This window comes from Enterobacter sp. RCC_40 (genome assembly GCF_041360735.1).
Lineage (GTDB): Bacteria > Pseudomonadota > Gammaproteobacteria > Enterobacterales > Enterobacteriaceae > Enterobacter > Enterobacter ludwigii.
The window spans coordinates 1,453,203-1,474,103 of the sequence record NZ_JBFUPR010000001.1; the positions used below are offsets into that span (position 1 = coordinate 1,453,203).

General features: G+C 55.4%; 21 protein-coding genes. 7 read left to right on the forward strand and 14 right to left on the reverse strand.

What is annotated here, in order from left to right; genetic code table 11:
• Positions 1-15 precede the first annotated feature (15 nt).
• From chbG to osmE, 7 genes are all read right to left on the reverse strand, one after another.
• Complete coding sequence (chbG, locus tag AB6731_RS06835) at positions 16-774, reverse strand: chitin disaccharide deacetylase (protein ID WP_047955475.1); 759 nt, start codon at positions 772-774, stop codon at positions 16-18.
• An 11-nt stretch (positions 775-785) separates the two neighbouring features.
• A complete protein-coding gene (locus tag AB6731_RS06840; protein ID WP_371006076.1) occupies positions 786-2,141 on the reverse strand; it encodes a 6-phospho-beta-glucosidase in 1,356 nt (451 codons plus the stop codon).
• Between the two features lie 110 nt (positions 2,142-2,251).
• Positions 2,252-3,091 (reverse strand): transcriptional regulator ChbR, encoded by an 840-nt coding sequence (chbR, locus tag AB6731_RS06845; RefSeq protein ID WP_324285378.1) that lies wholly within the window; start codon positions 3,089-3,091, stop codon positions 2,252-2,254.
• Between the two features lie 8 nt (positions 3,092-3,099).
• Positions 3,100-3,447, reverse strand: a complete 348-nt coding sequence (chbA, locus tag AB6731_RS06850; protein ID WP_032681213.1) for a PTS N,N'-diacetylchitobiose transporter subunit IIA — start codon at positions 3,445-3,447, stop codon at positions 3,100-3,102.
• A gap of 47 nt (positions 3,448-3,494) precedes the next feature.
• On the reverse strand, positions 3,495-4,853 hold the full coding sequence (gene chbC, locus AB6731_RS06855; protein WP_014169674.1) for a PTS N,N'-diacetylchitobiose transporter subunit IIC: 1,359 nt from the start codon (positions 4,851-4,853) through the stop codon (positions 3,495-3,497).
• Between the two features lie 79 nt (positions 4,854-4,932).
• A complete protein-coding gene (gene chbB / locus AB6731_RS06860) occupies positions 4,933-5,250 on the reverse strand; it encodes a PTS N,N'-diacetylchitobiose transporter subunit IIB (RefSeq protein WP_008500676.1) in 318 nt (105 codons plus the stop codon).
• 281 nt (positions 5,251-5,531) lie between these two features.
• Positions 5,532-5,876: an osmotically-inducible lipoprotein OsmE gene (gene osmE, locus AB6731_RS06865; RefSeq protein WP_014169673.1), complete on the reverse strand. Its 345-nt coding sequence runs from the start codon at positions 5,874-5,876 to the stop codon at positions 5,532-5,534.
• 232 nt (positions 5,877-6,108) lie between these two features.
• On the opposite strand from osmE, the gene nadE reads away from it, so the two are divergent.
• Both nadE and cho read left to right on the forward strand, forming a co-directional pair.
• Complete coding sequence (gene nadE, locus AB6731_RS06870) at positions 6,109-6,936, forward strand: ammonia-dependent NAD(+) synthetase (RefSeq protein ID WP_020884418.1); 828 nt, start codon at positions 6,109-6,111, stop codon at positions 6,934-6,936.
• Positions 6,937-7,059: 123 nt separating this feature from the next.
• Entirely contained in the window at positions 7,060-7,938 is an 879-nt protein-coding gene (cho, locus tag AB6731_RS06875) for an excinuclease Cho (protein WP_014169671.1), read from the forward strand.
• Here the strand turns inward: cho and ves are convergent.
• The 7 genes from ves to AB6731_RS06910 form a co-directional block, all read right to left on the reverse strand.
• Positions 7,916-8,473, reverse strand: a complete 558-nt coding sequence (ves, locus tag AB6731_RS06880; protein WP_020884419.1) for an environmental stress-induced protein Ves — start codon at positions 8,471-8,473, stop codon at positions 7,916-7,918. The genes cho and ves overlap by 23 nt on opposite strands.
• A gap of 297 nt (positions 8,474-8,770) precedes the next feature.
• A complete protein-coding gene (gene spy / locus AB6731_RS06885; RefSeq protein WP_020884420.1) occupies positions 8,771-9,268 on the reverse strand; it encodes an ATP-independent periplasmic protein-refolding chaperone Spy in 498 nt (165 codons plus the stop codon).
• A 338-nt stretch (positions 9,269-9,606) separates the two neighbouring features.
• A complete protein-coding gene (astE, locus tag AB6731_RS06890; protein ID WP_126488346.1) occupies positions 9,607-10,572 on the reverse strand; it encodes a succinylglutamate desuccinylase in 966 nt (321 codons plus the stop codon).
• A gap of 10 nt (positions 10,573-10,582) precedes the next feature.
• A complete protein-coding gene (gene astB, locus AB6731_RS06895; RefSeq protein ID WP_371006077.1) occupies positions 10,583-11,908 on the reverse strand; it encodes an N-succinylarginine dihydrolase in 1,326 nt (441 codons plus the stop codon).
• Entirely contained in the window at positions 11,895-13,382 is a 1,488-nt protein-coding gene (astD, locus tag AB6731_RS06900) for a succinylglutamate-semialdehyde dehydrogenase (RefSeq protein WP_126488349.1), read from the reverse strand. Before astD ends, astB begins: the two co-directional genes overlap by 14 nt.
• Positions 13,379-14,413: an arginine N-succinyltransferase gene (astA, locus tag AB6731_RS06905; RefSeq protein WP_044857183.1), complete on the reverse strand. Its 1,035-nt coding sequence runs from the start codon at positions 14,411-14,413 to the stop codon at positions 13,379-13,381. The genes astD and astA overlap by 4 nt, the downstream gene beginning before the upstream one ends.
• Positions 14,410-15,630, reverse strand: coding sequence for an aspartate aminotransferase family protein (locus AB6731_RS06910; RefSeq protein ID WP_371006078.1), 1,221 nt, complete (start codon positions 15,628-15,630; stop codon positions 14,410-14,412). The genes astA and AB6731_RS06910 overlap by 4 nt, the downstream gene beginning before the upstream one ends.
• 433 nt (positions 15,631-16,063) lie before the next feature.
• Here AB6731_RS06910 and xthA point away from each other — a divergent pair, with 433 nt between their 5' ends.
• From xthA to AB6731_RS06935, 5 genes are read left to right on the forward strand one after another with little or no spacing between them, the layout of a single operon-like run.
• Positions 16,064-16,870: an exodeoxyribonuclease III gene (gene xthA / locus AB6731_RS06915; RefSeq protein WP_020884424.1), complete on the forward strand. Its 807-nt coding sequence runs from the start codon at positions 16,064-16,066 to the stop codon at positions 16,868-16,870.
• Positions 16,871-16,876: 6 nt separating this feature from the next.
• On the forward strand, positions 16,877-17,560 hold the full coding sequence (locus tag AB6731_RS06920; RefSeq protein WP_025204411.1) for a TVP38/TMEM64 family protein: 684 nt from the start codon (positions 16,877-16,879) through the stop codon (positions 17,558-17,560).
• 15 nt (positions 17,561-17,575) lie between these two features.
• Positions 17,576-18,736, forward strand: coding sequence for an ABC transporter substrate-binding protein (locus AB6731_RS06925; protein WP_371006134.1), 1,161 nt, complete (start codon positions 17,576-17,578; stop codon positions 18,734-18,736).
• On the forward strand, positions 18,709-20,238 hold the full coding sequence (locus AB6731_RS06930) for a thiamine ABC transporter permease (protein WP_148575864.1): 1,530 nt from the start codon (positions 18,709-18,711) through the stop codon (positions 20,236-20,238). Before AB6731_RS06925 ends, AB6731_RS06930 begins: the two co-directional genes overlap by 28 nt.
• The gene (locus tag AB6731_RS06935) at positions 20,238-20,858 is read left to right on the forward strand and encodes an ATP-binding cassette domain-containing protein (RefSeq protein WP_020884428.1); all 621 of its coding nucleotides are present in this window, start codon (positions 20,238-20,240) and stop codon (positions 20,856-20,858) included. Before AB6731_RS06930 ends, AB6731_RS06935 begins: the two co-directional genes overlap by 1 nt.
• Positions 20,859-20,901 lie beyond the last annotated feature (43 nt).

The following is a 20,901-nucleotide window of genomic DNA, read 5'->3' on the forward strand; positions in this document are numbered from 1 at the left end:
GCCTCCGGGCTATTTTCATACATCCTCAAAGGTGCCCAGACGGTACCCACGCTCGGCAATGGCGTATTTCAGCGATGCCGACGTCAGCACATCCAGTTCCGCCAGTCGCGGCCAGCAGTAGGCACTTTTACGCACAATGTTATCGACAAACGCAGGGTGTGCCATCACTTCCAGCGACCGTTCCCCCCGCGCGGCGGACTCATCCAGCACCTGCAGAAACAGCGCTTCGCTAATCTCGTCGCCGTAGAACGCGCTACTGAACCCGTCCGTTGTGGGCACAGAAGACAATGACAGCCCGTGCAGCGCCTGCACCTCACGATCCACGCGCATTGCCACGCCTTTGCGCTGTGCAAATTCCGCCACTGCCGGGAAAAGTGCCGGGATCATATGCACGTGATGATGGCTGTCAATATGCGTGGGTTCACGGCCAAAGAGATCGACGAAACGGTTGAACTGACAGTCCAGCTCGCGGGTAATCTCCTCGAGCGGCAGCGTGCCCTGCTCTGCCTGCTCCCAAATCCATTTACCCAGCTGTCCGTCCCGCGTCAGTCCCGGCATCGGTGAAAGGGGCATCCCGAGCGTCAATACAAAGTGCATGCCGACGCCCAGCGCTGGCACCTCGCGGCTGAGCTGCGCCGCGTGTTCAACCGCGTCACCATTAACCAGTGCCGTTGTTGAGGTCACCACACCCCGGCGGCAGGCTTCAATAATGCCGTAGTTTTGACCTTTCGAGAGTCCAAAATCATCAGCATTGACGATCAGCAGGTTTTCCATCACACATCCTCTCAGTGCTGTTTGAATTTCAGCTTCTCAATCGTGGCGGCAAAATTAGGCAACCATTTTTCATGCGCCAGAATCATTTCGCTGGCCAGTTGCTCGGCATCACGATCGGAATGGACCAGCGGGCTGAGATTGAGCGCCAGAAGAACGTCATTGAGTTCACCGCTCAGCGCCGCGTTGCTGGCTGCCACTTCAAACCCTTTGATGGTGTGGATCAACCCCATCACTTTGTCGTCAAAGTGGGTAATCCGTGGATGTGGCCTGGCGCCATCACGTCCCAGAATGCAGGTCATCTCAACAGCCCAGTCAGCCGGGATATTGTCGATATGGCCGTGATGCGGCACATTGACGTAGTGCTCGGCCTGCTTGTTGTTGTAAATGGCGTTGATCACTTCACACGCCGCATCGGAATAATACGCTCCGCCGCGCAGCTCAAGCTCTTTCGGTTTCACGTTCAGGTTCGGATCTTTATACAAATCAAACAGCTGTTTTTCAACTTTCTGCACCACCTGAGCGCGTGCGCCACCCTTATAGTACTCACCCATCTCGATGGCCAGCATCTCTTTCTGTTTGAAGTAGTAAAGCAGGTATGAGCAAGGCAGCAGATTAAGCGAGCGGATCAGCCCTTCGCTGAACGGCAGGTCAAAGATGTTTTTCACTGACGCAGCGGTCAGACGTCCGGAGGCTACGCCGTCAAGCAGTTCGCTAAAGCGAGACTGACCATTCACGATGACATCTTTGATAAACACCATGTGGTTCAGGCCAAAGAGATCGATAGAAAGATCGTCGTTATCGGTCAACTCCAGCACATCGCTGATGAACATCTTCATGCCAATCGGAATATTACAGACGCCGATAAAGCGTTTGAAATCGGTGTGGCGATAGACCGCCTCGGTCACCATCCCGGCCGGGTTGGTGAAGTTAATCACCCACGCGTTGGGGCAGATCGCTTCCACATCGTTGATGATGTCAAAAATGACCGGAATGGTACGCAGCCCCTTGAACAGGCCGCCCGCGCCGTTGGTCTCCTGCCCCAGATAGCCGTGGCTCAGTGGAATACGTTCATCCATTTCACGCGCTTTGAGCTGGCCGACGCGCAGCTGGGTCGTCACGAAGTCGGCATCCTGCAGCGCCAGGCGACGGTCGAGGGTTTTATGCACGGTCAATGGCACACCGGCTTTCGCGACCATCCGCTTGCAGAGCTCAAAAATGATATTCAGTTTCTCCTGACCTTCCTCAACGTCCACCAGCCATAATTCGCTGACCGGTAATTCATGATAACGTTTCAGGAAACCTTCGAGTAATTCCGGGGTATAACTGCTGCCGCCGCCAATGGTTACGACTTTTAATTTCTTCTGCATAATATCTCCCTTAGCATATCAGGTTAATCGCCTGCAAGGTGTAGCGTACTCTTCCCGCTCTGTGGGCAAGCAATCAAGGCAATATTTGTGGCGGGTAAATCCGCCGAAATTTAATTAATTACCGTCAGGTTCTTCCGGTAACTGTTCGGTGTGAACGAGGTCAATTTCTTAAAGGTCTTAATAAACAAGCTGGGGCTACTGTAGCCTGACTCATAAGCAATATCGGTAACCGAGTAGTTGGTTATTTCCAGCTGTTTTTTAGCAAAATTAATGCGGATTTCATTAATAATTTGCACTGGCGTTTTACGATAATAACGCTGAGTTGCTCGGGTCAGATATTCCTGTGATTTACCGGACAAAGCGACCATATTTTCCAGCGCATTTTCGCTGAATTGCCCTTTATCGTGCATCAGTTCAACCGTACTGCGCAGCCACTGCGGAATATCATCGCTTACCTGCTGCTCTTCACGATGATGGCGCAGACGGTTCATCACATAAAACGTCACCGTTTCAATAAACTCATCAAATTCATTCTCGCGAAAGTTAAGCGAGGCGATAACCGTTTCAATCCAGGTCATGAATTCGTTTTTGATGCGATAGACCTGCGAGGCCACAAAGCAGAACGGCACCAGCGGCAGATAGTGTTTCTCAAAGAAGCGTCTGCTGACACCTACGTTAAGAATGCGGGTTGCACCAAATTCATAAAAGCTCTGGTGATGGGACCCCATCGGCAGGAAGACGAAATCTCCCCGCTCAAGCAGGACGCGCTTGCCGTTGATTTCCTGGTAGTAGCGACCGGTCAGAACAATCGTGAACTCATAGTAGTCATGCTGATGCAGACCGCTCGCGCTCTCCGTCTTGTTGTAAATAATCACGTGAAAATTTTTGCCATTAAACAGTTGCTGTTCAAGTGCGGTTTTTATTTCCATCGCGTTGACCTCCTGCTGCAAACTCTGCCTTACTGCATCTTCTCGTGAAGCTCAATTAACTCGGCCACCAGTTCACGTGCCAGCATCGACGTCATCAGATGATCCTGCGCATGCACCAGCACCAGACTGACCTTCATCTTGCCTTCACCCTGGTCGCTTTCGATAAGCTTTGTCTGCACCAGGTGCGCTTCGTTCAGCGCCGTACGGGACTGTGCCATCATGGTTTTCGCGGCTGCGAAATCACCCTGCTTGGCCTGTTTGAGCGCGGCATACGCCAGGCTACGCGCCTGCCCGGAATTGATGATAAGCCCCATCACCACCTCTTCCAGATCGTTCTCTGCGGTTTCTTCTGCGACAATACTGTCCAAATCTAACATTTTTAAGCTCCTTTTGGCTGGCGCGGGTTGCCCCGCGCCGTGCAATTTTAGAATTTCAGTGCGAGGGCGATATCCTCTTCGCTCTCTTCTTCATCGATAACGGTTGCAGCTTTGTTTGCTATCGCCACGAATGGCATATAGAGCAGTGTTGCAATCCCGAGGTTGAATATCGCCAGCAGGAAGGCAGCCACGCTACCGTTGGTGTTGAAGAACGCCCCCAGACCCGCCGGCATGGTCCACGGCGCAATGTTGGTGACGGGCGGGATAATGCCCAGGTAATAGGCCGTCAGGGTAATGGCCGCCAGCAGTGGCTGAACCAGAATGAACGGAATGAACATTACCGGGTTCATGATGATTGGCAGACCAAACAGAATCGGCTCGTTAATCTGGAAGATGCCTGACGGCAGTGCCAGCTTCGCAACCTGACGATGGTCAGCGCGACGAGAAACAATAAAGACCGCGATGATCAGACCCAGCGTCGCCCCGGTACCCCCCAGGAAGATATAAGAGTCGAGCATCGGCTTCGCCCACACATGGAAGGTTTTACCGGCTGCCAGCGCCGCGTCAACGGAGCCGTACTGCTGGTAAAGTGCAACGTTTTCCAGTGCCCATGGGGTCATGATACCGCTGTCCAGCGCCGCCAGTGCCAGTGAACCATGCACGCCAAAGAACCACAGCAGGGAGGTGAAAATCACATACGCCCAACCGACCACGCTACCCATTGACGCCAGCGGCGTTGAGATAGAGTCCATAATGATCTGGTGGAAGTTAGTGCCCCAATGAGAGAGCGCCCAGGCGATAATCCCCATGATGGAGAGAATAATGAAGCCTGGAATCAACGCGGAAAATGAACGAGAAACGGACGCCGGCACGCTATCCGGTAAACGGATAACCCAGTTGCGACGAATAATAAAGGTGAACATCTCCGCAACCACCAGACCGATAACGATACCGGAGATGATATTAGCGCCCCCCAACCAGTTGGCCCCTACGGCATAGGCCTCACCGACGCTGTATGGCGTCACGGTCATAAAGGCGGCAATGGATAATAAACCTGCGGCCAGCGGATCCACTTTCCGCTCTTCCGCCAGTGCCATGCCAATAAAGAAAGGTGCCATCAGCGACATAATACCTAACGTACCGTTATATACGTTGCCGCCGATGGCTTTTAAACCATTAAGGGTTTCAATTGTGGAAGCGTCTAATCGAATTCCTAATGAATAAAAAAAGGAACCTTCACCAAAGCTCAGAAAAACGTTGTTAATTAAAACGAACATTGCCCCAGCCAGCGTCAACGGCATTAATCTAATAAAACCGTTTTTGATGGCATTAACGTGAGGCTGCTTTCCTATTTTAACAGCAAAAGGAAGGAGTACCTTTTCAAGTGAAGCGATGACTTTACTCATAGGAAAATACCCTTAAATGCCGCAACGCAGGTTACGGCGTATTGTGTGTGAAATAACTCTTTGACGGGAAAAATAAAAATTAATTAGCAGCTTTTTTAATTGCTGCAACAGCAGCTTTCAATACACCTAAACCATCAATCTTGCCGTACAATCCCGAATCGATCACTTCGACCGGTTTATTGGGTAACAGACGTTGAATTTCGGGCAACATATAGGCAATTTGCGGCCCCAGTAAAACGACGTCGGCTGTCTGGCCCTTTTCGCCCGCCAGCGTCTCCGGAAACGCTTCGATCACCACCGGGACTTCATACTTCTCAGCCTGAGCACGCATCTTTGACACCAGAAGCGAGGTTGACATGCCTGCTGAGCAGAACAGATAGATATGTTTCTTTTCCATAGTAACTTCCCTCTCGTATGACTACCTGCCATCGCGCTATCACTCGACTCGCTATCCTGGCAGACAGGTAGTTTGCTTACTGTTGTTTGTCGTTGGAGTGAGTATACGCAATGGTACAGACAGGAGATAATTCTGCACAGGGTCAAATTGTCTCTCATTGACCTGGTGTGTTGACTACCTTCACATTTCAGGCAAATAATTCGCGAGAAGAAATAAGATTTACGTATGTATAAAAAAACCGGCCCAACGGCCGGTTTGTTAACATACTCAGGCAAGAAGGGTTACTGCGCCTTAGGTGCCTGCGGATCGGTATCGTATTCAGTACAGGTCTGGTAACCGGAGTTGATCACATGACCGGTCTCATCCAACGCAACGAAGTAGGTCTCTGCCTTACCATCACGTTGACCCAGGATATAGGTCTGGCAGGTACCGCGTGCATGAATCATTGTCACTTCCGAAGAAGGCTTGCCGGCAATCGCAGCCACTTGCGAACGGGTCATGCCTTTTTTGACATCTTTCACTACGGGCTGTGTAAACTGATCTTTGGTGCGGTCGTAGGCCGTACACCCTGCCAGCATAGTCAGTACCGCCGCTGCGCTAAGAATTCCTGCTACGTTCTTGTTCATATTCCGTCCTCTTGTTTATCAGCGTGTTATCTAAGCATGGAATAAAAAGTACTATTGTTCAACTTTGTGAATTCCGCCAGACGAATTTCGGAAAATTCTAATAAAACAACGATAACCTGCTAAATCGCCGCAATTTAGCGCACTCGAAACTGTGATCCTTGTCGTTTCTCGTTCAAAGGGTTAGTTTTAACAGTTAACACAATCTGTTTATGTTCTGCATATGGAGGGCGTGATGGCTCTGCAACAAGAGATTATTCAGGCGCTGGGCGCGAAGCCCGCGGTAGACGCACAAGAAGAGATCCGCCGCAGCGTGGATTTTTTAAAGTCTTATTTAAAAACTCACTCGTTCCTGAAATCCCTGGTGCTGGGCATCAGCGGCGGTCAGGACTCAACCCTGGCCGGTAAACTCTGCCAGATGGCAATTTCAGAGCTCCGCGAAGAGACGGGTGATGACGCGCTGCAGTTTATTGCCGTGCGTCTTCCCTATGGCGTGCAGGCTGATGAACAGGATTGCCAGGATGCCATCGCCTTCATCCAGCCCGATCGCGTGCTCACCGTCAATATCAAAGGATCGGTGCTGGCCAGCGAGCAGGCGCTTCGCGAAGCAGGCATTGAGTTGAGCGATTTTGTCCGCGGCAATGAAAAAGCCCGTGAACGTATGAAAGCGCAATACAGCATTGCCGGGATGACCAAAGGCGTTGTGGTCGGTACCGACCATGCGGCAGAAGCCATCACGGGTTTCTTCACCAAGTATGGCGACGGCGGTACCGATATTAACCCGCTCTTCCGTCTGAACAAACGTCAGGGTAAGCAGCTGCTTGCCGCGCTGGGTTGCCCGGAGCACCTTTACAAGAAAGCGCCAACGGCAGATCTGGAAGACGATCGCCCCTCCCTGCCGGATGAAGCGGCCCTGGGTGTCACCTATGACAATATTGATGATTATCTGGAAGGCAAAAAACTGGATGAAGGTACCGCGAAGATCATTGAAAGCTGGTATCTGAAAACCGAGCACAAGCGTCGCCCACCGATCACCGTGTTCGATGATTTCTGGAAAAAGTAACACTCTGGCACCCTCTCTCTGGGGAGGGGGTGTTCGCCCGCACCGTCCGTTGCGCCATCCGGCTCTTTTTTAACCAAACCGGCTCTGCTACACTGTATGCCTGAACAGTATATGGAGTAGTATGTGAGCAGGCGTCAATCCGCCCCGCGTCTTGAGTTTGAAGCGGCGGCTATCTACGAATATCCCGAACATCTTCGCCCCTGGCTTGAGGAACTGCCTAAACAGCCGGGCGTGTATATCTTTCACGGTGAGAGTGACACCCTTCCGCTCTACATTGGCAAAAGCGTAAATATTCGCAGCCGGGTCATGTCTCATCTGCGCACGCCAGACGAGGCGGCAATGCTGCGCCAGTCGCGACGTATCACCTGGTTTCGTACCGCCGGAGAGATGGGCGCGCTCTTACTGGAAGCGCGGCTGATCAAAGAGCAACAGCCGCTGTTCAATAAGCGCCTGCGCCGCAACCGGCAGCTCTGCTCCCTGCAGATAAACGCCGGTAAGCCGCAGGTTGTCTACGCACGCGAAGTCGATTTTTCTCACGCCCCCAATCTCTACGGGCTGTTCGCTAACAAACGGGCGGCTCTGCAGGCTCTGCAAACGCTGGCCGATGAGTTACAGCTGTGCTACAGCCTGCTAGGCCTCGAAGCAACCACCCGCGGGCGGGCCTGTTTCCGCTCAGCGTTAAAGCGCTGCGCAGGGGCCTGCTGCGGGAAAGAAAGCATTGAGGAACACCACGCCCGGCTCCTTGCAGGGCTGGCGGCGCTTAGCGTTAACTGCTGGCCGTGGGAGGGTGCCGTTGCGCTAAAAGAAGTCGGTGACGCGATGACCCAGTACCACATCATCAATAACTGGCTCTGGCTGGGAGCTGTTGACGATGTAAACGATGCGGCAACCTTGCTGCGCACACCCGCCGGTTTCGACCACGATGGCTACAAAATTCTCTGCAAGCCCGTGTTAACCGGCAAGTATGAGGTCATTGAGCTTAGTGCCCCGGCAGCCAGTTAATTTCGCTGAATAATAAGGTGCCCTGAGCCTCCAGCAGGCGGAGAGTATGGACGCCCTCCTCCCAACTGGCGCCCTGATCGGCCGTCAGCAACTTATCGCCAAGCTGCCACGCCCCGCTTAACACGAACGCGACGCCCCCGCGGGAGCCGAACGTGGTAAAGGTGCGGTCAGCGACACGCACTTTCGCCTGACAACGGTCACGCCGGGTCATGATGTTGAAATCCATCGACATCCGTCCTTCGGAAAGCAGTGCTTTCACCGGCTGATCGCCGGAAAAATGGTATGGCTGATGATGTTTCAGGGTATGGCAGAACGCCTGACCGGCATCCAGCGTTACCTCACCCCCTTCAAGCAAGGTAATCACCCGATCGACACCGGGAAAAGAGGAGAATTCGCCATTGCTGGCGATGGTCGCGATACTGGCACGCCAGTAAAAATCGCGCGTTGCGGGCGGAAAACAACAAATTTCCCGCGTCTCGCCTGCGCCATTGCGCCAGAGGCTGACCGGCATCTTACGGATATCAAAGAACTCCATCACCACTCCTGAAAGGCACAACCTGTGCCAGGGCAAGGATATCGCTATCGTTGCTGTCTTGTTTGTTATCGTTGGGTTTTCACAGACACAGTATCGGCAGCAGAGCGGGCAGGCCTTAGCGGAACGTTAATAAAAATTATAACGCCATGACTCTGCAAACATTCTCTGAAGCGACTACAGGAGAATACCGCTCTGGCGGCGGCAGACAAGAGGGCAGGAAAGAAAAACCGCCGGTCCTGTCCACAGCGTTAACGCTTTTGTGGACAGGATCCCGGCGGTCTTAAGATGTTGAACCGATTATTCGGTTGGTGCTGGCATTTTACCTTCCATTGCTGGACGTTCTGTCAGACGCTTCTCAAAATTGGCATTAAATTGTTTTTTCTGTTCCGGCGTCAGAATGTTGTAGATCTTGTTCTGGGTTTCCATATGCGCCAGCATGCGGGCTTTATGCTGCTCAGCCATTTTGTCGATCTGCGCTTCGGCTTTTGCTTTATCGAAGCTGTCGCTGGCGATGATGTCATGCATCGCGCGGCGTTCGTCCAGTGACGGACGTTTCATCTGGTCGCGCTGGCTTTTCATGATGTCGCGGACCTGCTGTTTCTGTGCATCCGTCAGGTTCAGATCTTTAAACATCATCATCTCGTGGTGCATACCCGGCTTGCCTTTATGATGCATCATCATTTTGCCTTCGACAGGCGCGGCAGTGGTGGTGGTCGCGGTATCTGCAGCGAACGCCATGCTGGTAGCGCCCAGAGCCAGGGTAGAAGCAACAAACAGTGCAGTAAACTTACGCATAATTTATTTCCTTACTTTCAGTTATTCTTCGGCGCTATGCCGTGTTGACGAGATTAACTTTACGGGGTTTATCGTCAATTAATCAGAGCAACAGTAAAACAATGAAAGTGTAAAAAACAAATCATCGCCAAATGTGGAGGAATTAAGGATAAAGGATGGAGAGTTGCAACGAAAATATTCAAAATGATGATTTTCAAAGCAATTTAAAAAAGTATAGCGAAGTGAAGACCAATAATAAAGCAATTCACCAGGAATATTCTGCAATAGTTGTCATTGCGCTTTAATCGCTAAGAAAAATATTTTGACGTTCCCCTCTCAGGCAATGAGAGGGGAAATGTTCAGGACACTTTTTCCAGCATCAGTCCGGCGCGCAGGCCAAACGCTACCGATGGATTAGGGAACAGAACATATTCAGTGGTTTTCTGCACCTCGTAGCGCTCGTCGCCATCTTCCGCCAGCAGAACGCCTTTGCGAAAGGGGGTGAAGTTCAGCGTGTGGGCGGCCATATGCAGCCGGAAGGCCTCGCTGCGGCGAGTGATCTGCTGTACGACCCGATAGCGCACGACAGTCTGTTGCGTTGGCTCGGGTGCCAATCCTCCAAGCAGCGCGCGAAGCGCAAGATGCGTTGGCGCGAAGCGCGTGAGATCGTTCTGGCCAAACGGTAGCGCTTTTCCCAGCTCCAGCGTGCAGGCCAGCGCGCCGAAATGCTCACAGGTGAAATGGGTAAATGTCCCCCCCGGCGACTGATGAAACACCAGAGCCTCCAGCCCGGCGTCGCCCAGCCAGCTCAGAAACGCCTCATCCCACGGCTGGTTACGCTGGGGCAGAACACCAAAGCGCACATGATAAGAGGCGCGAATTGCCGTATGCAGGTCGAGATGCCAGCGCACGGGACCGGCCACGGCGAAAAATGTGGCAACCACGTGCTCAAGCCACTGCGCCCGCGACGTTTCATCGCCCGGCACAAACTGTGACCAGCGGCCGCCAAACATGCGGTTAAGGTCGCTCTCAAGATAACGTTTGTTTTGCGCCAGCGCAGGCGGGTTGCCAAGCACCACCAGCAGACGGCACCGCAGGGTGATATCTCCCCGATACAACGCGCGAAGCAGCAGGTCGACAATTTCAACCGGCGCGGTTTCATTGCCATGGATGCCGGTTGAAAGCAGCAGCGATAACTCACTCTTCGCGGCAGGTGTCAGTTCAAGGACGCCGCGACCCAGCCACCGCCAGTGAAATGAGGGGCCCTCCCCCTCACGCTGTTCGGGGGGTTCATCGGCCAGTGTCAACGCCAGTAAATTTTCCATAGCCACTCCTTTAGCGCTGGAACGGATAAACCGATCCCAACTGCAGGATTGTTGTTAACGCGTCCAGTGCCTCACGCCCTTCACGCAGTAGCTGAGGGTCGACCAGATCGGCCTGCGTTAATCTGTCACGATAGTAGCGGTCCACCCAGTCATTCAGGGAGTTAAAAAGCGTCTCATTCATCATCACGGCTGGATTAACAGCCTGCATTTCGTTCTGCGTCAGCACTACGCGCAGGCGTAAACAGGCCGGACCGCCACCGTTGGCCATGCTTTCGCGCAGGTCAAAGACGCGCAGTTCATCGATCGGGTTATCGGCTTTCACCAGTTCAGACAGATAACGCCACACCCCTTTATGGTCCTGCGACTCTTGCGGCAGCACCAGCATCATGCTGCCGTCCTCACGGCTCAACAGCTGGCTATTAAAGAGGTAAGTTTCAACCGCGTCCTGCACGCTGACCGCCTGGGTCGGCACCTGAATCGGCATAAACCCCGGCACCCGCTCATGCAGCGTAGCGAGCAGCTTCTCCTGATGGGCAAACGCCTGTTCATGGCAGAACAGCACCTGGCGGTTAGAGACGGCAATGACGTCATTGTGGAAAACCCCCTGGTCAATCACCTGCGGGTTCTGCTGAGCAAAAATCACCTGTGAGGGATTCACCTGGTTCAGCCGCACGACGGCCTGGCTTGCCGCCAGCGTCTGGCGGGCGGGATAACGGACAGGCGCCGAATGGCCGCCCTCTTCTCGCCCGTAAATGAACAGCTGCACGCCGGGATCGCCATAATCCCCCCCAAGACGGTTATGGTTTGCCGCTCCTTCATCCCCAAACATGGCCACCTGTGGCAATGCCTGATGGACCTCAAAGTGGGCCTCATCACGGAAAATCGCACGCAGAACGCGCTCGGTCGTCTCCGCTTCGGTAGCACGGTGGAATTTGTTATTCAGGTTCGCTACCGTTAAATGCACTTTGCCATCCAGCGTATCGGCCGACGGTGCAACGGTAGCAGCGTTTGCCACCCACATCGACGAGGCTGAGCTCGACGCTGAAAGCAGGTGCGGCGTCTGCGTACCCGCTTTTTCGATAACCTGCTCATCGCTGCCGCTAAAGCCGAGCTGACGTAACACCGCCACGTTCGGACGCTCCTGCGGCGGGATCACCGCCTGTGGGAAACCGGCATCCGACAGGGCTTTCATTTTCAGCAGCCCCTGCTTCGCCGCCAGTTTCGGGTTAGAGACCTGAAAACGGTGCTTCGTCGAGGCTTCATTACCAAATGAGAGGCCGGCATAGTGGTGCGTCAGCCCCACCAGCCCGTCAAAGTTGACTTCACGCACTTTCATGACGATCCCCCTGAGTAAAATCCAGCCCCGGACTCAGCGTTTCCGGCAGCGTCAGCGCAGGCGTTTCCAGGCTCGCCATCGGCCACGCGCAGTAATCTGCGGCATACCATGCGCTGGCGCGGTGGTTACCCGAAGCGCCTACCCCGCCAAACGGTGCCGTACTCGCCGCACCGGTAAGCGGTTTATTCCAGTTCACAATCCCGGCGCGTGCTTCGAGCAGCAGCTGATCAAATTTCTCACGATGCGGGGAAATCAGACCGCTCGACAGGCCATAGCGGGTGTGATTGGCCATCTCAATGGCGCTGTCAAAATCGTCATAACGCCAGACGCAGAGCAGCGGGCCAAAGACCTCTTCATCCGGCACGTTGCGTGCGCCACTCATCTCAACAATGCCCGGCGTCAGGAGCGATGTTCCGGGCTTGATTTGCTTTGGCTCAAGCAGGGTTTTCGCCCCGCGCGCCACGTGATCCTGCCAGGCTTTCAGCACGTTCAGCGCGGCCTGCTCGGAAATCAGCCCCCCAATAAACGGCTGTGGGTCGGCATCCCACTGCGCAGGCACCAGACGCGCACTGATTTCCACCAGCCGCGCGAGGAAGGCGTCGCCCTGTGCACCCCGTTTCACCAGCAGACGACGCGCGCAGGTGCAGCGCTGTCCGGCGGTAATAAACGCTGACTGGAGGGTCAAATGCACCGCCGCGTCGATATCATCGGGATCTTCAACGATCAGCGGGTTGTTACCGCCCATCTCCAGCGCGAGAATTTTTTCCGGCTGCCCCGCCAGCTGGCGATGCAGTTGGTAGCCTGTTCCGGCGCTGCCGGTAAACAGCAGGCCGTCGATATCACTCAACGCACTCAGCGCCTGGCCGGTTTCACGTCCCCCCTGCACCAGATTGAGCACCCCGTGCGGTAGACCAGCCTGTTCCCAGAGCTTCACCACCACCTCACCGGTCAGTGGCGTTAACTCACTCGGCTTGAAAATCACGCTATTGCCCGCCAGCAGCGCGGGCACGATATGCCCGTTCGGCAGATGCCCCGGGAAGTTATAGGGGCCAAATACCGCCAGCACGCCGTGCGGACGGTGGCGCAGCGTGGCCGCACCGTCAGGCATATCGGTATGTTGCTCGCCGGTACGGGTATGGTACGCCTTCACCGAAATGGCGATTTTATTGATCATCGCCGTCACTTCGGTGGCCGCCTCCCAGCGCGGCTTGCTGGTTTCCTGAGCGATAACGCGCGTCAATTCGGCTTTATTGGCCTCCAGCAGTGATGCAAATTTCTCGACAATTCCCTGACGCACGGAGAACGGTTGTTTCGCCCATCCCGGGAAGGCGCGACGGGCGGCGTGACAGGCCTGTTCGACCTGCCCGGTGCTGGCATCATTTCCCTTCCAGAGCACTTCTTGTCCGACCGGATTGGTCTTTATGCGCGGCTCGCCTTCGCCCGTGACCCAGTCACCGTTGATCCATAAAGTCATGCTGTTTTCTCCTCAGGGCAGAGACGCACCAGGCGAACCGTGTCGCCGGCGTTACATTTCAGGGCATCCAGTTGCGCGGCCGTCAGCACCAGACGTTCACATTTCGGGTTGGTTCGCACCAGCATGGCGCGGAAATTGTTGTACTGCTCGTTAGCCACCAGACATGCTGGCCACTCACCCGGTGCAGGCTGGCCTTCGGAAACCTCAACCAGCCGGCTTTTACGGATCGCACGCACGCGGTCGATATCGCACTCCAGGGTGGGTCCGCCATCAAAGATGTCCACATAGTTACGGTAGCGGAAACCCTCTTTTTCCAGCACCGCCCGGGCCGGCGCGGTTTGCGGGTGCACTTCGCCAATCACCGCCTGCGCCTGGGGGCTTAAGAAATGGGTATAGATGGGGTGTTTCGGCATCAGTTCGGCGATAAACGCTTTCTGCCCGGTGCCGCACAGATAGTCCGCCCGGCTGAACTCCATCGAGAAGAAACGCTCGCCGAGACTCTCCCAGAAAGGTGAATAGCCGGTGTCGTCGATCACGCCGCGCATCTCGGCGACGACCTTTTCGTTAAAACGATCGCGGAACGCGGCCATAAACATGAAGCGCGACTTGGAGAGCAGATAACCGTTGCCCTCTTTTCGCCATGCAGGATCGAGGAACAGCGTGCAAAGCTCGCTGGCTCCCGTGTGGTCATTACAGAGAAAAAGCGTGGGCAGCGCGTTATAGACGTTCAGCTCTTTTGAGGCGTGAACCATCGTACCGACACGGTAGTTGTACCACGGGTCGTTAAGCCCGACGGCCACTTCGATTGCGCAAATACCGGCCACGGTACCGGTGTCGGTATCTTCGAGAACGAACACATAACCCTGTTCGCTTTTTGGCAACGTCCCCTGCCAGGTTTGCAGGGCGCGCTCAATGCGCGCCGACAGCGTTTTTTCATCGGCAGGAAGCGAGGTCAGCCCGCCTCCCGTCTTACCGGCAAGCTGCATGAGCCCGGCGATATCGCCGCGCTCAACGGGACGGATGACCATCATGATGACACCCCGGACTTCACATGTTCACAGGCCAGTGCAAAACGGTCTAAACCGGTTCTCACCTCTTCCTCGCTGACAATCAGCGCAGGGGCAAAACGCACCACGTTGGCACCGGCAATCAGTACCATCACGCCCATTTTTGCCGCTTCCTGTGAAATAAGTTTAGCTTTTCCGGCAAACTCAGGTGTGAGTTCGCAGCCAATTAACAGACCCAGACCGCGGATCTCTTTAAACAGTCCCGTCTTGCTGTTGATGGCGTTCAGGCGCTCAACAAACCAGTCATGACGTTGTTTAACGCCCTTGAGCACTTCCGGCGTGTTAATGATGTCGAGAACCTGTCCGGCCACGGCGGTAGCCAGCGGGTTACCGCCGTATGTTGTACCATGCGTACCCACGGTCATTACGCTGGCGAATTTATCAGTGGTCAGCATGGCGCCAATCGGGAAGCCACCGCCCAGCGCTTTCGCCGTAGAGAGCACGTCCGGCGTTACGCCGTAGTGCATATAGGCATACAGCTCACCGGTACGCCCCACCCCCGTCTGGACTTCATCGAAAATCAGCACCGCGTGATGACGATCGCACAGCTCACGCAGCCCCTGCAGGAACGCTTTTTGCGCCGGAAGGACCCCGCCCTCACCCTGCATAGGTTCGACGATCACCGCACAGGTGGTGTCGTTGATAAGCTCGCTGGCGGACTGCAGATCGTTATACACGCCGTGACGAATATCCGGCGGCAGTGGCGCAAAATCCTGCGAGTATGACGGCTGACCGCCGGCGCTGACGGTAAAGAGCGTGCGGCCGTGGAACGCGTTTTTAAACGCCACAATACCGCTCTTATGAACGCCAAATTTATCGTGTGCATATTTGCGCGCCAGCTTCAGGGCCGCTTCGTTTGCTTCCGCACCTGAGTTACAGAAAAAGACTTTTTCGGCAAACGTTGCGTCGATCAGTTTTTTCGCCAGTCGCAGAGCGGGCTCGTTGGTAAAACCGTTACCGGTATGCCAGAACTTCGCCGCCTGGTCGTTCAACGCCTGGCGCAGTGCCGGGTGCGCGTGACCCAGCGCGTTTACCGCAATCCCGCCTGCAAAGTCGATATACTCTTTGCCCTGTTGATCCCACAGGCGTGAGCCTTCCCCCCGTACCGGAATAAAAGCCGCCGGAGCGTAAATCGGCATCATCCATTCATCGAAATTTTCACGCGTAATTGACAGAGACATAGCGACCTCATCCGGTAAATAAAAGGTTATTTAGATGTTAAATAATTGAGTGTTTGCACTGTGAATGTAGATTGCAGCCTTCGTGCCAGCCAGCAATAAAAATGCATAAACGGGTTAGGGTTACAGAATATCAATAAGTTACGATATGGAGTTATTCACTGTTATTGCATAAAAAGTGAATATTTTTACGACAAGCGGCGCTTTGCCGCACGAAAATAAGAAAGAGTATGCAGAAGCCAAATATAATTCTGGAATTGTGATCGCTCGCGAAATTTATCGGTTCTTTACGCCCTGTTGGGGGGCAATGCGCGTCAGAATGGTGCAAATATTGCACCGTTGGCATGATCTGTCGCAGTTATTGGTCGAACCCCGTAACAGATGACGGAAATTCTGCTACCATCCATGCACTATTCACCTTGCATTGGCAGCGACTATGAAATTTGTCTCTTTTAATATCAACGGCCTGCGTGCCCGCCCTCACCAGCTTGAAGCAATTGTTGAGCAACATCAGCCAGATGTGATCGGCCTGCAGGAGACAAAAGTTCACGACGATATGTTCCCCCTCGAAGAGGTGGCGAAGCTCGGTTACAACGTCTTCTATCACGGACAGAAAGGTCACTATGGCGTGGCGCTGCTGACCAAAGAGACGCCGGTTTCCGTACGTCGTGGCTTCCCGGGCGATGATGGCGAAGCGCAGCGTCGCATCATCATGGCGGAAATTCCTTCACCACTTGGCAATATCACGGTGATTAACGGGTATTTCCCGCAGGGTGAGAGCCGCGACCATGAGACAAAATTCCCGGCCAAAGCAAAGTTTTATCAGGATCTGCAGGATTACCTGACCACCGAACTGAAAAAAGAGAATCCGGTGCTGATCATGGGCGACATGAATATCAGCCCGACCGATCTCGATATCGGCATTGGAGAAGAGAACCGCAAACGCTGGTTGCGTACCGGTAAATGTTCTTTCCTGCCGGAAGAACGCGAGTGGATGGAACGCCTGCTCGGCTGGGGTCTGGTTGATACTTTCCGCACCGCCAACCCGGAAACGCAGGATCGCTTCTCGTGGTTTGACTACCGCTCAAAAGGCTTTGATGACAATCGCGGTCTGCGTATAGACCTGCTGCTGGCCAGCCCGCCGCTGGCGGAACGCTGCATCGAAACTGGCATCGACTACGATATCCGCAGCATGGAAAAACCGTCTGACCATGCGCCGGTCTGGGCGAAATTCAAACTGTAACCTCGTGTGAACACGCAAAAAATACTCCTGATGTGCGCCCTTCTGGGCGCATTTGTTCTGACCTTCGTCTTTCTTCCGCCGGGGACGCTCTCCCTGGAAACCATCAAAACGCACCAGCAGTCGCTCCTCTCGCACGTGGAACAGGCACCGTGGCAAAGCGCGTTTTTCTTTTTCGCCCTCTACGTGTTGGTCTCCGCCCTGTCGATACCCGGTGCGGCGATACTGACGCTGCTGGCGGGAGCGCTGTTTACGTTGTGGGAAGGCACCCTGCTGGTCTCGTTTGCTTCTACCCTCGGCGCCACGCTGGCGATGCTTGCCAGCCGTTATCTGCTGCGCGACTGGGTACAGCGGCGATTCACATCGCAGATGAATACGGTGAACGCCGGTATGGCGCGGGACGGTGCAGGGTATCTTTTTGCCCTGCGTCTGATGCCCTTGTTCCCGTTTTTTCTGGTGAATCTGCTCATGGGGCTGACACGTATTGCGGTCAGTCGCTACTGGTGGGTGAGCCAGGTCGCCATGCTGCCTGCAACCATTATCTTTCTGAACGCCGGACGCGCGCTGGGGAAAGTGAATTCGCTTCGCGATATTTTATCGCCGGGACTGATATTCGCCTTTACACTATTGGGGTTATTGCCGCTGGCGACGCGCTGGCTGTTTTCCCGTTTTACCCCTTCATCAAAAAAGTGAGGCATTATGCGCCGTGTGCGTTTTTGCACGTTTCTGAGCGGTCTGCTGCTGGCAGCCCCGCTGTTTGCAGCGGACAACTGGCAGGCTATCCAACAACAAGCCAAAGGCCAGACCGTCTGGTTTAACGCCTGGGGCGGCGATCGGGCGGTAAACCGCTACCTCGAGTGGGTAAGCGGTGAGATGAAAACGCATTACGACATAACCCTTAAAATCGTCCCACTGGCGGATGCCGCCGATGCGGTCAAACGTATTCAAACAGAAGCCGCCGCAGGCCGGAAAACGAACGGGTCAGTCGACCTCTTATGGGTCAACGGTGAGAACTTCCGTACCCTGAAAGCCGCTAATCTGCTGCAAACCGGATGGGCGGAGACCTTGCCCAACTGGCGCTATGTCGATACCCGCAAACCGGTTATGGAGGATTTTGCTGTCCCCACCGATGGCGCGGAATCCCCATGGGGTGGAGCGCAGCTCACCTTTATTGCCCGCCACGCAAGCCTGCCTGCGCCCCCAAACGATCCTCAGGCGTTGCTGGCGTATGCGCAGCAGCATCCGGGCAAAGTCAGCTACCCACGCCCGCCCGATTTTACCGGTACGGCGTTTCTGGAACAGTTGCTCCTGACCCTCACCGCTCACCCGGAGGCGTTGCAAAAAGCCCCTGATAACACCTTTGCCCAGGTGACGGCTCCGCTGTGGCACTACCTGGACAAATTACACCCGCTGCTGTGGCGAAAGGGAGAGGACTTTCCTCCCTCGCCCGCCAGAATGGATACCTTGCTTGCCAGCGGTAGTCTTAATCTCTCCCTGACCTTTAACCCGGCACATGCGCAGCAAAAAGTGGCCAGCGGTGAACTGCCTGCCGACAGCTACAGCGTTGGTTTTGACAACGGAATGATAGGCAACGTCCATTTTGTGGCCATTCCGTCGAATGCCAGCGCAAGCGCAGGTGCGAAGGTGGTCGCCAATTTCCTCCTTTCACCGCAGGCGCAAATCCGCAAGGCCGACCCGGCCATCTGGGGAGACCCGAGCGTACTGGATGCGAAAACACTGCCCGAAAAAGAAGCGAAGCAGCTCGCTGCACATACGCCGGCAGGGCTGCCGAAAATGCTTCCCGAGCCGCACTCCGCCTGGGTTAACGCGCTGGAGCAGGAATGGCTGCGTCGTTACGGCACCCGCTGAGCTGGCTCGTCTGGCTGGCGATGGCGGTCATCTATCTGCCGTTGCTTCCCGCCGCCGCCATACTGTTTGCCCCGGCATTCTCGCTGAACAACTGGCAGTTGCTGCTTAACGACCCGCAGCTGCCACAGGCAACGGTCGCCACGCTGGTCTCAACGCTTATCGCGACGCTGGGGTCGATGTTTATCGCCCTGGTGATCGTGGCCCTCCTGTGGCCGGGCGAGCGCTGGCGACGGCTCAGCAGCCGGCTGCCGTGGCTGCTCGCCGTTCCTCATGTGGCCTTTGCCACCAGCGCTTTACTGCTGTTTGCCGAAGGGGGCCTGTTGTATCAGGTGTGTAGCGTCTGTACGCCACCGCTTGACCGATACGGTGCAGGGCTGGGGCTGACGCTTGCGGTAAAAGAGAGCGCGTTTGTGCTGTGGGCCCTTTACGCCGTCCTGCCGGAAAAACGCCTTGCGCAGCAAAAGGTCGTGCTGCATACCTTCGGCTACGGGCGTTTTCAGGCGCTGAACTGGCTCATCCTTCCAACGATCGCGCCGGCTCTTGGCGCGGTGATGCTGGCGGTGCTGGCCTGGTCCCTGTCGGTTGTGGATGTGGCGATGGTGCTCGGGCCCGGCAATCCCCCGACGCTTGCCGTACTGGCGTGGCAGTGGCTCAGTCAGGGCGATGCGCAGCAGCAGACAAAGGGAACGCTGCTGTGCCTGCTTCTCCTTCTGCTGCTGGCCGCGCTTTCTGCACTGGGTTACGGCGCATGGAGACTCTGGCGTCGCACGCTGCCGGATCTGAGCGGACGCCGTCGAATGTCGCTTATCGCGCCACCAGCGCGTCTGCTCAGCGGATTTCTGCCCGCCTGCGGGGTGCTTTGCGCGGTCGTGCTGCTCATGCTGGCGCAGCGGGACGACATCGGTGCGGTTGGCGCCAGCCTCTCCTTTGGCCTGCTCGCCAGCCTGATTTCGCTGGGGGTAATTGTTCTCTGGCTTGAGTGGGGACCGCAGCGAGGCACGCTGTGGGTGTGGTTGCCGCTGGCGCTGCCGGCGCTGCCCCTCGTTACCGGACAATATGTTATCGCGTTGCGACTGGGTCTCGACGGGCACTATGCCGCCGTGCTGTGGAGCCATCTGCTGTGGGTTTTACCGTGGATGTTGCTGGTCCTCCAGCCGGCCTGGCAGAGGATCGATCCCCGGCTGATCCTTACCGCCAGAACGCTCGGCTGGCGGCGGGGAAAAATCTTCTGCTTGCTGAAATGCCCCTTGCTGGTACGCCCGGCGCTGCTGGCTTTCGCGACCGGGTTTTCCGTCAGCATGGCGCAATACATGCCAACCCTCTGGCTGGGCGCGGGCCGTTTTGCGACGCTGACCACTGAAACCGTGGCGCTCAGCAGTGGAGGCAGCATTCCGCTTCTGGCTAACCGGGCGCTGGGGTTGCTGTTGGTCACGGGGAGCGTGTTTGGCCTTGCCGCCCTGCTATCCCGGCTCGCAAGCCGTTACCGACGAGGATTACGTTAATGCTGCAGGTCAGCAATCTCACCATTGAACCGCTTTTCCGCGAGGTCAATTTTTGTGTGCCACGCGGCGAAATAGTCACGCTGATGGGTCCTTCCGGCAGCGGAAAATCAACCCTTTTTGCCTGGATGGTGGGCGCACTGTCAGATGACTTTCAGGCTCAGGGCGAACTGTGGCTTGATGAACGTCGCTGCGACGGACTGCCCGTGGAGGCCCGCGGGTTGGGGATCCTCTTTCAGGATGCCCTGCTGTTTGACCATTTCAGCGTCGGACAAAATTTGCTGCTGGCATTACCTGAACGGATTGTCGGACGAGCACGGCGGGAAGCGGTCGAGCAGGCGCTCGGTTCTGCCGGGCTTGTCGGGCATTACGCCAGCGATCCGGCGACCCTTTCCGGCGGCGAACGTGCCCGGGTCAGTCTGCTGCGTGCCCTGCTTGCAGAGCCGCAGGCGTTACTGCTGGATGAACCGTTCAGCCGTCTCGATAATGCGTTACGCGCCTCGTTTCGGGCATGGGTATTTGACACTACCCGCGCACGCAATATTCCGGTGGTTCTGGTCACGCATGACGACGAAGACGTGCCCCCGGGCGGCGAAGTGATTGAGATTTCTCGCTGGCAATAATGTGCTAACGCAATGTTTTACCTTTCAGGAGAGACGACAATGC

Coding starts and splice junctions, on each gene's coding strand:
- astB (WP_371006077.1), bottom strand. CDS start 11,908: ATGAAAGTGCGTGAAGTCAACTTTGACGGGCTGGTGGGGCTGACGCAC.
- chbA (WP_032681213.1), bottom strand. CDS start 3,447: ATGTTAGATTTGGACAGTATTGTCGCAGAAGAAACCGCAGAGAACGAT.
- xthA (WP_020884424.1), top strand. CDS start 16,064: ATGAAATTTGTCTCTTTTAATATCAACGGCCTGCGTGCCCGCCCTCAC.
- ves (WP_020884419.1), bottom strand. CDS start 8,473: ATGGAGTTCTTTGATATCCGTAAGATGCCGGTCAGCCTCTGGCGCAAT.
- nadE (WP_020884418.1), top strand. CDS start 6,109: ATGGCTCTGCAACAAGAGATTATTCAGGCGCTGGGCGCGAAGCCCGCG.
- AB6731_RS06935 (WP_020884428.1), top strand. CDS start 20,238: ATGCTGCAGGTCAGCAATCTCACCATTGAACCGCTTTTCCGCGAGGTC.
- astD (WP_126488349.1), bottom strand. CDS start 13,382: ATGACTTTATGGATCAACGGTGACTGGGTCACGGGCGAAGGCGAGCCG.
- AB6731_RS06840 (WP_371006076.1), bottom strand. CDS start 2,141: ATGCAGAAGAAATTAAAAGTCGTAACCATTGGCGGCGGCAGCAGTTAT.
- chbG (WP_047955475.1), bottom strand. CDS start 774: ATGGAAAACCTGCTGATCGTCAATGCTGATGATTTTGGACTCTCGAAA.
- chbB (WP_008500676.1), bottom strand. CDS start 5,250: ATGGAAAAGAAACATATCTATCTGTTCTGCTCAGCAGGCATGTCAACC.
- astA (WP_044857183.1), bottom strand. CDS start 14,413: ATGATGGTCATCCGTCCCGTTGAGCGCGGCGATATCGCCGGGCTCATG.
- osmE (WP_014169673.1), bottom strand. CDS start 5,876: ATGAACAAGAACGTAGCAGGAATTCTTAGCGCAGCGGCGGTACTGACT.
- spy (WP_020884420.1), bottom strand. CDS start 9,268: ATGCGTAAGTTTACTGCACTGTTTGTTGCTTCTACCCTGGCTCTGGGC.
- chbC (WP_014169674.1), bottom strand. CDS start 4,853: ATGAGTAAAGTCATCGCTTCACTTGAAAAGGTACTCCTTCCTTTTGCT.
- AB6731_RS06910 (WP_371006078.1), bottom strand. CDS start 15,630: ATGTCTCTGTCAATTACGCGTGAAAATTTCGATGAATGGATGATGCCG.
- astE (WP_126488346.1), bottom strand. CDS start 10,572: ATGGAAAATTTACTGGCGTTGACACTGGCCGATGAACCCCCCGAACAG.
- AB6731_RS06930 (WP_148575864.1), top strand. CDS start 18,709: ATGGCTGCGTCGTTACGGCACCCGCTGAGCTGGCTCGTCTGGCTGGCG.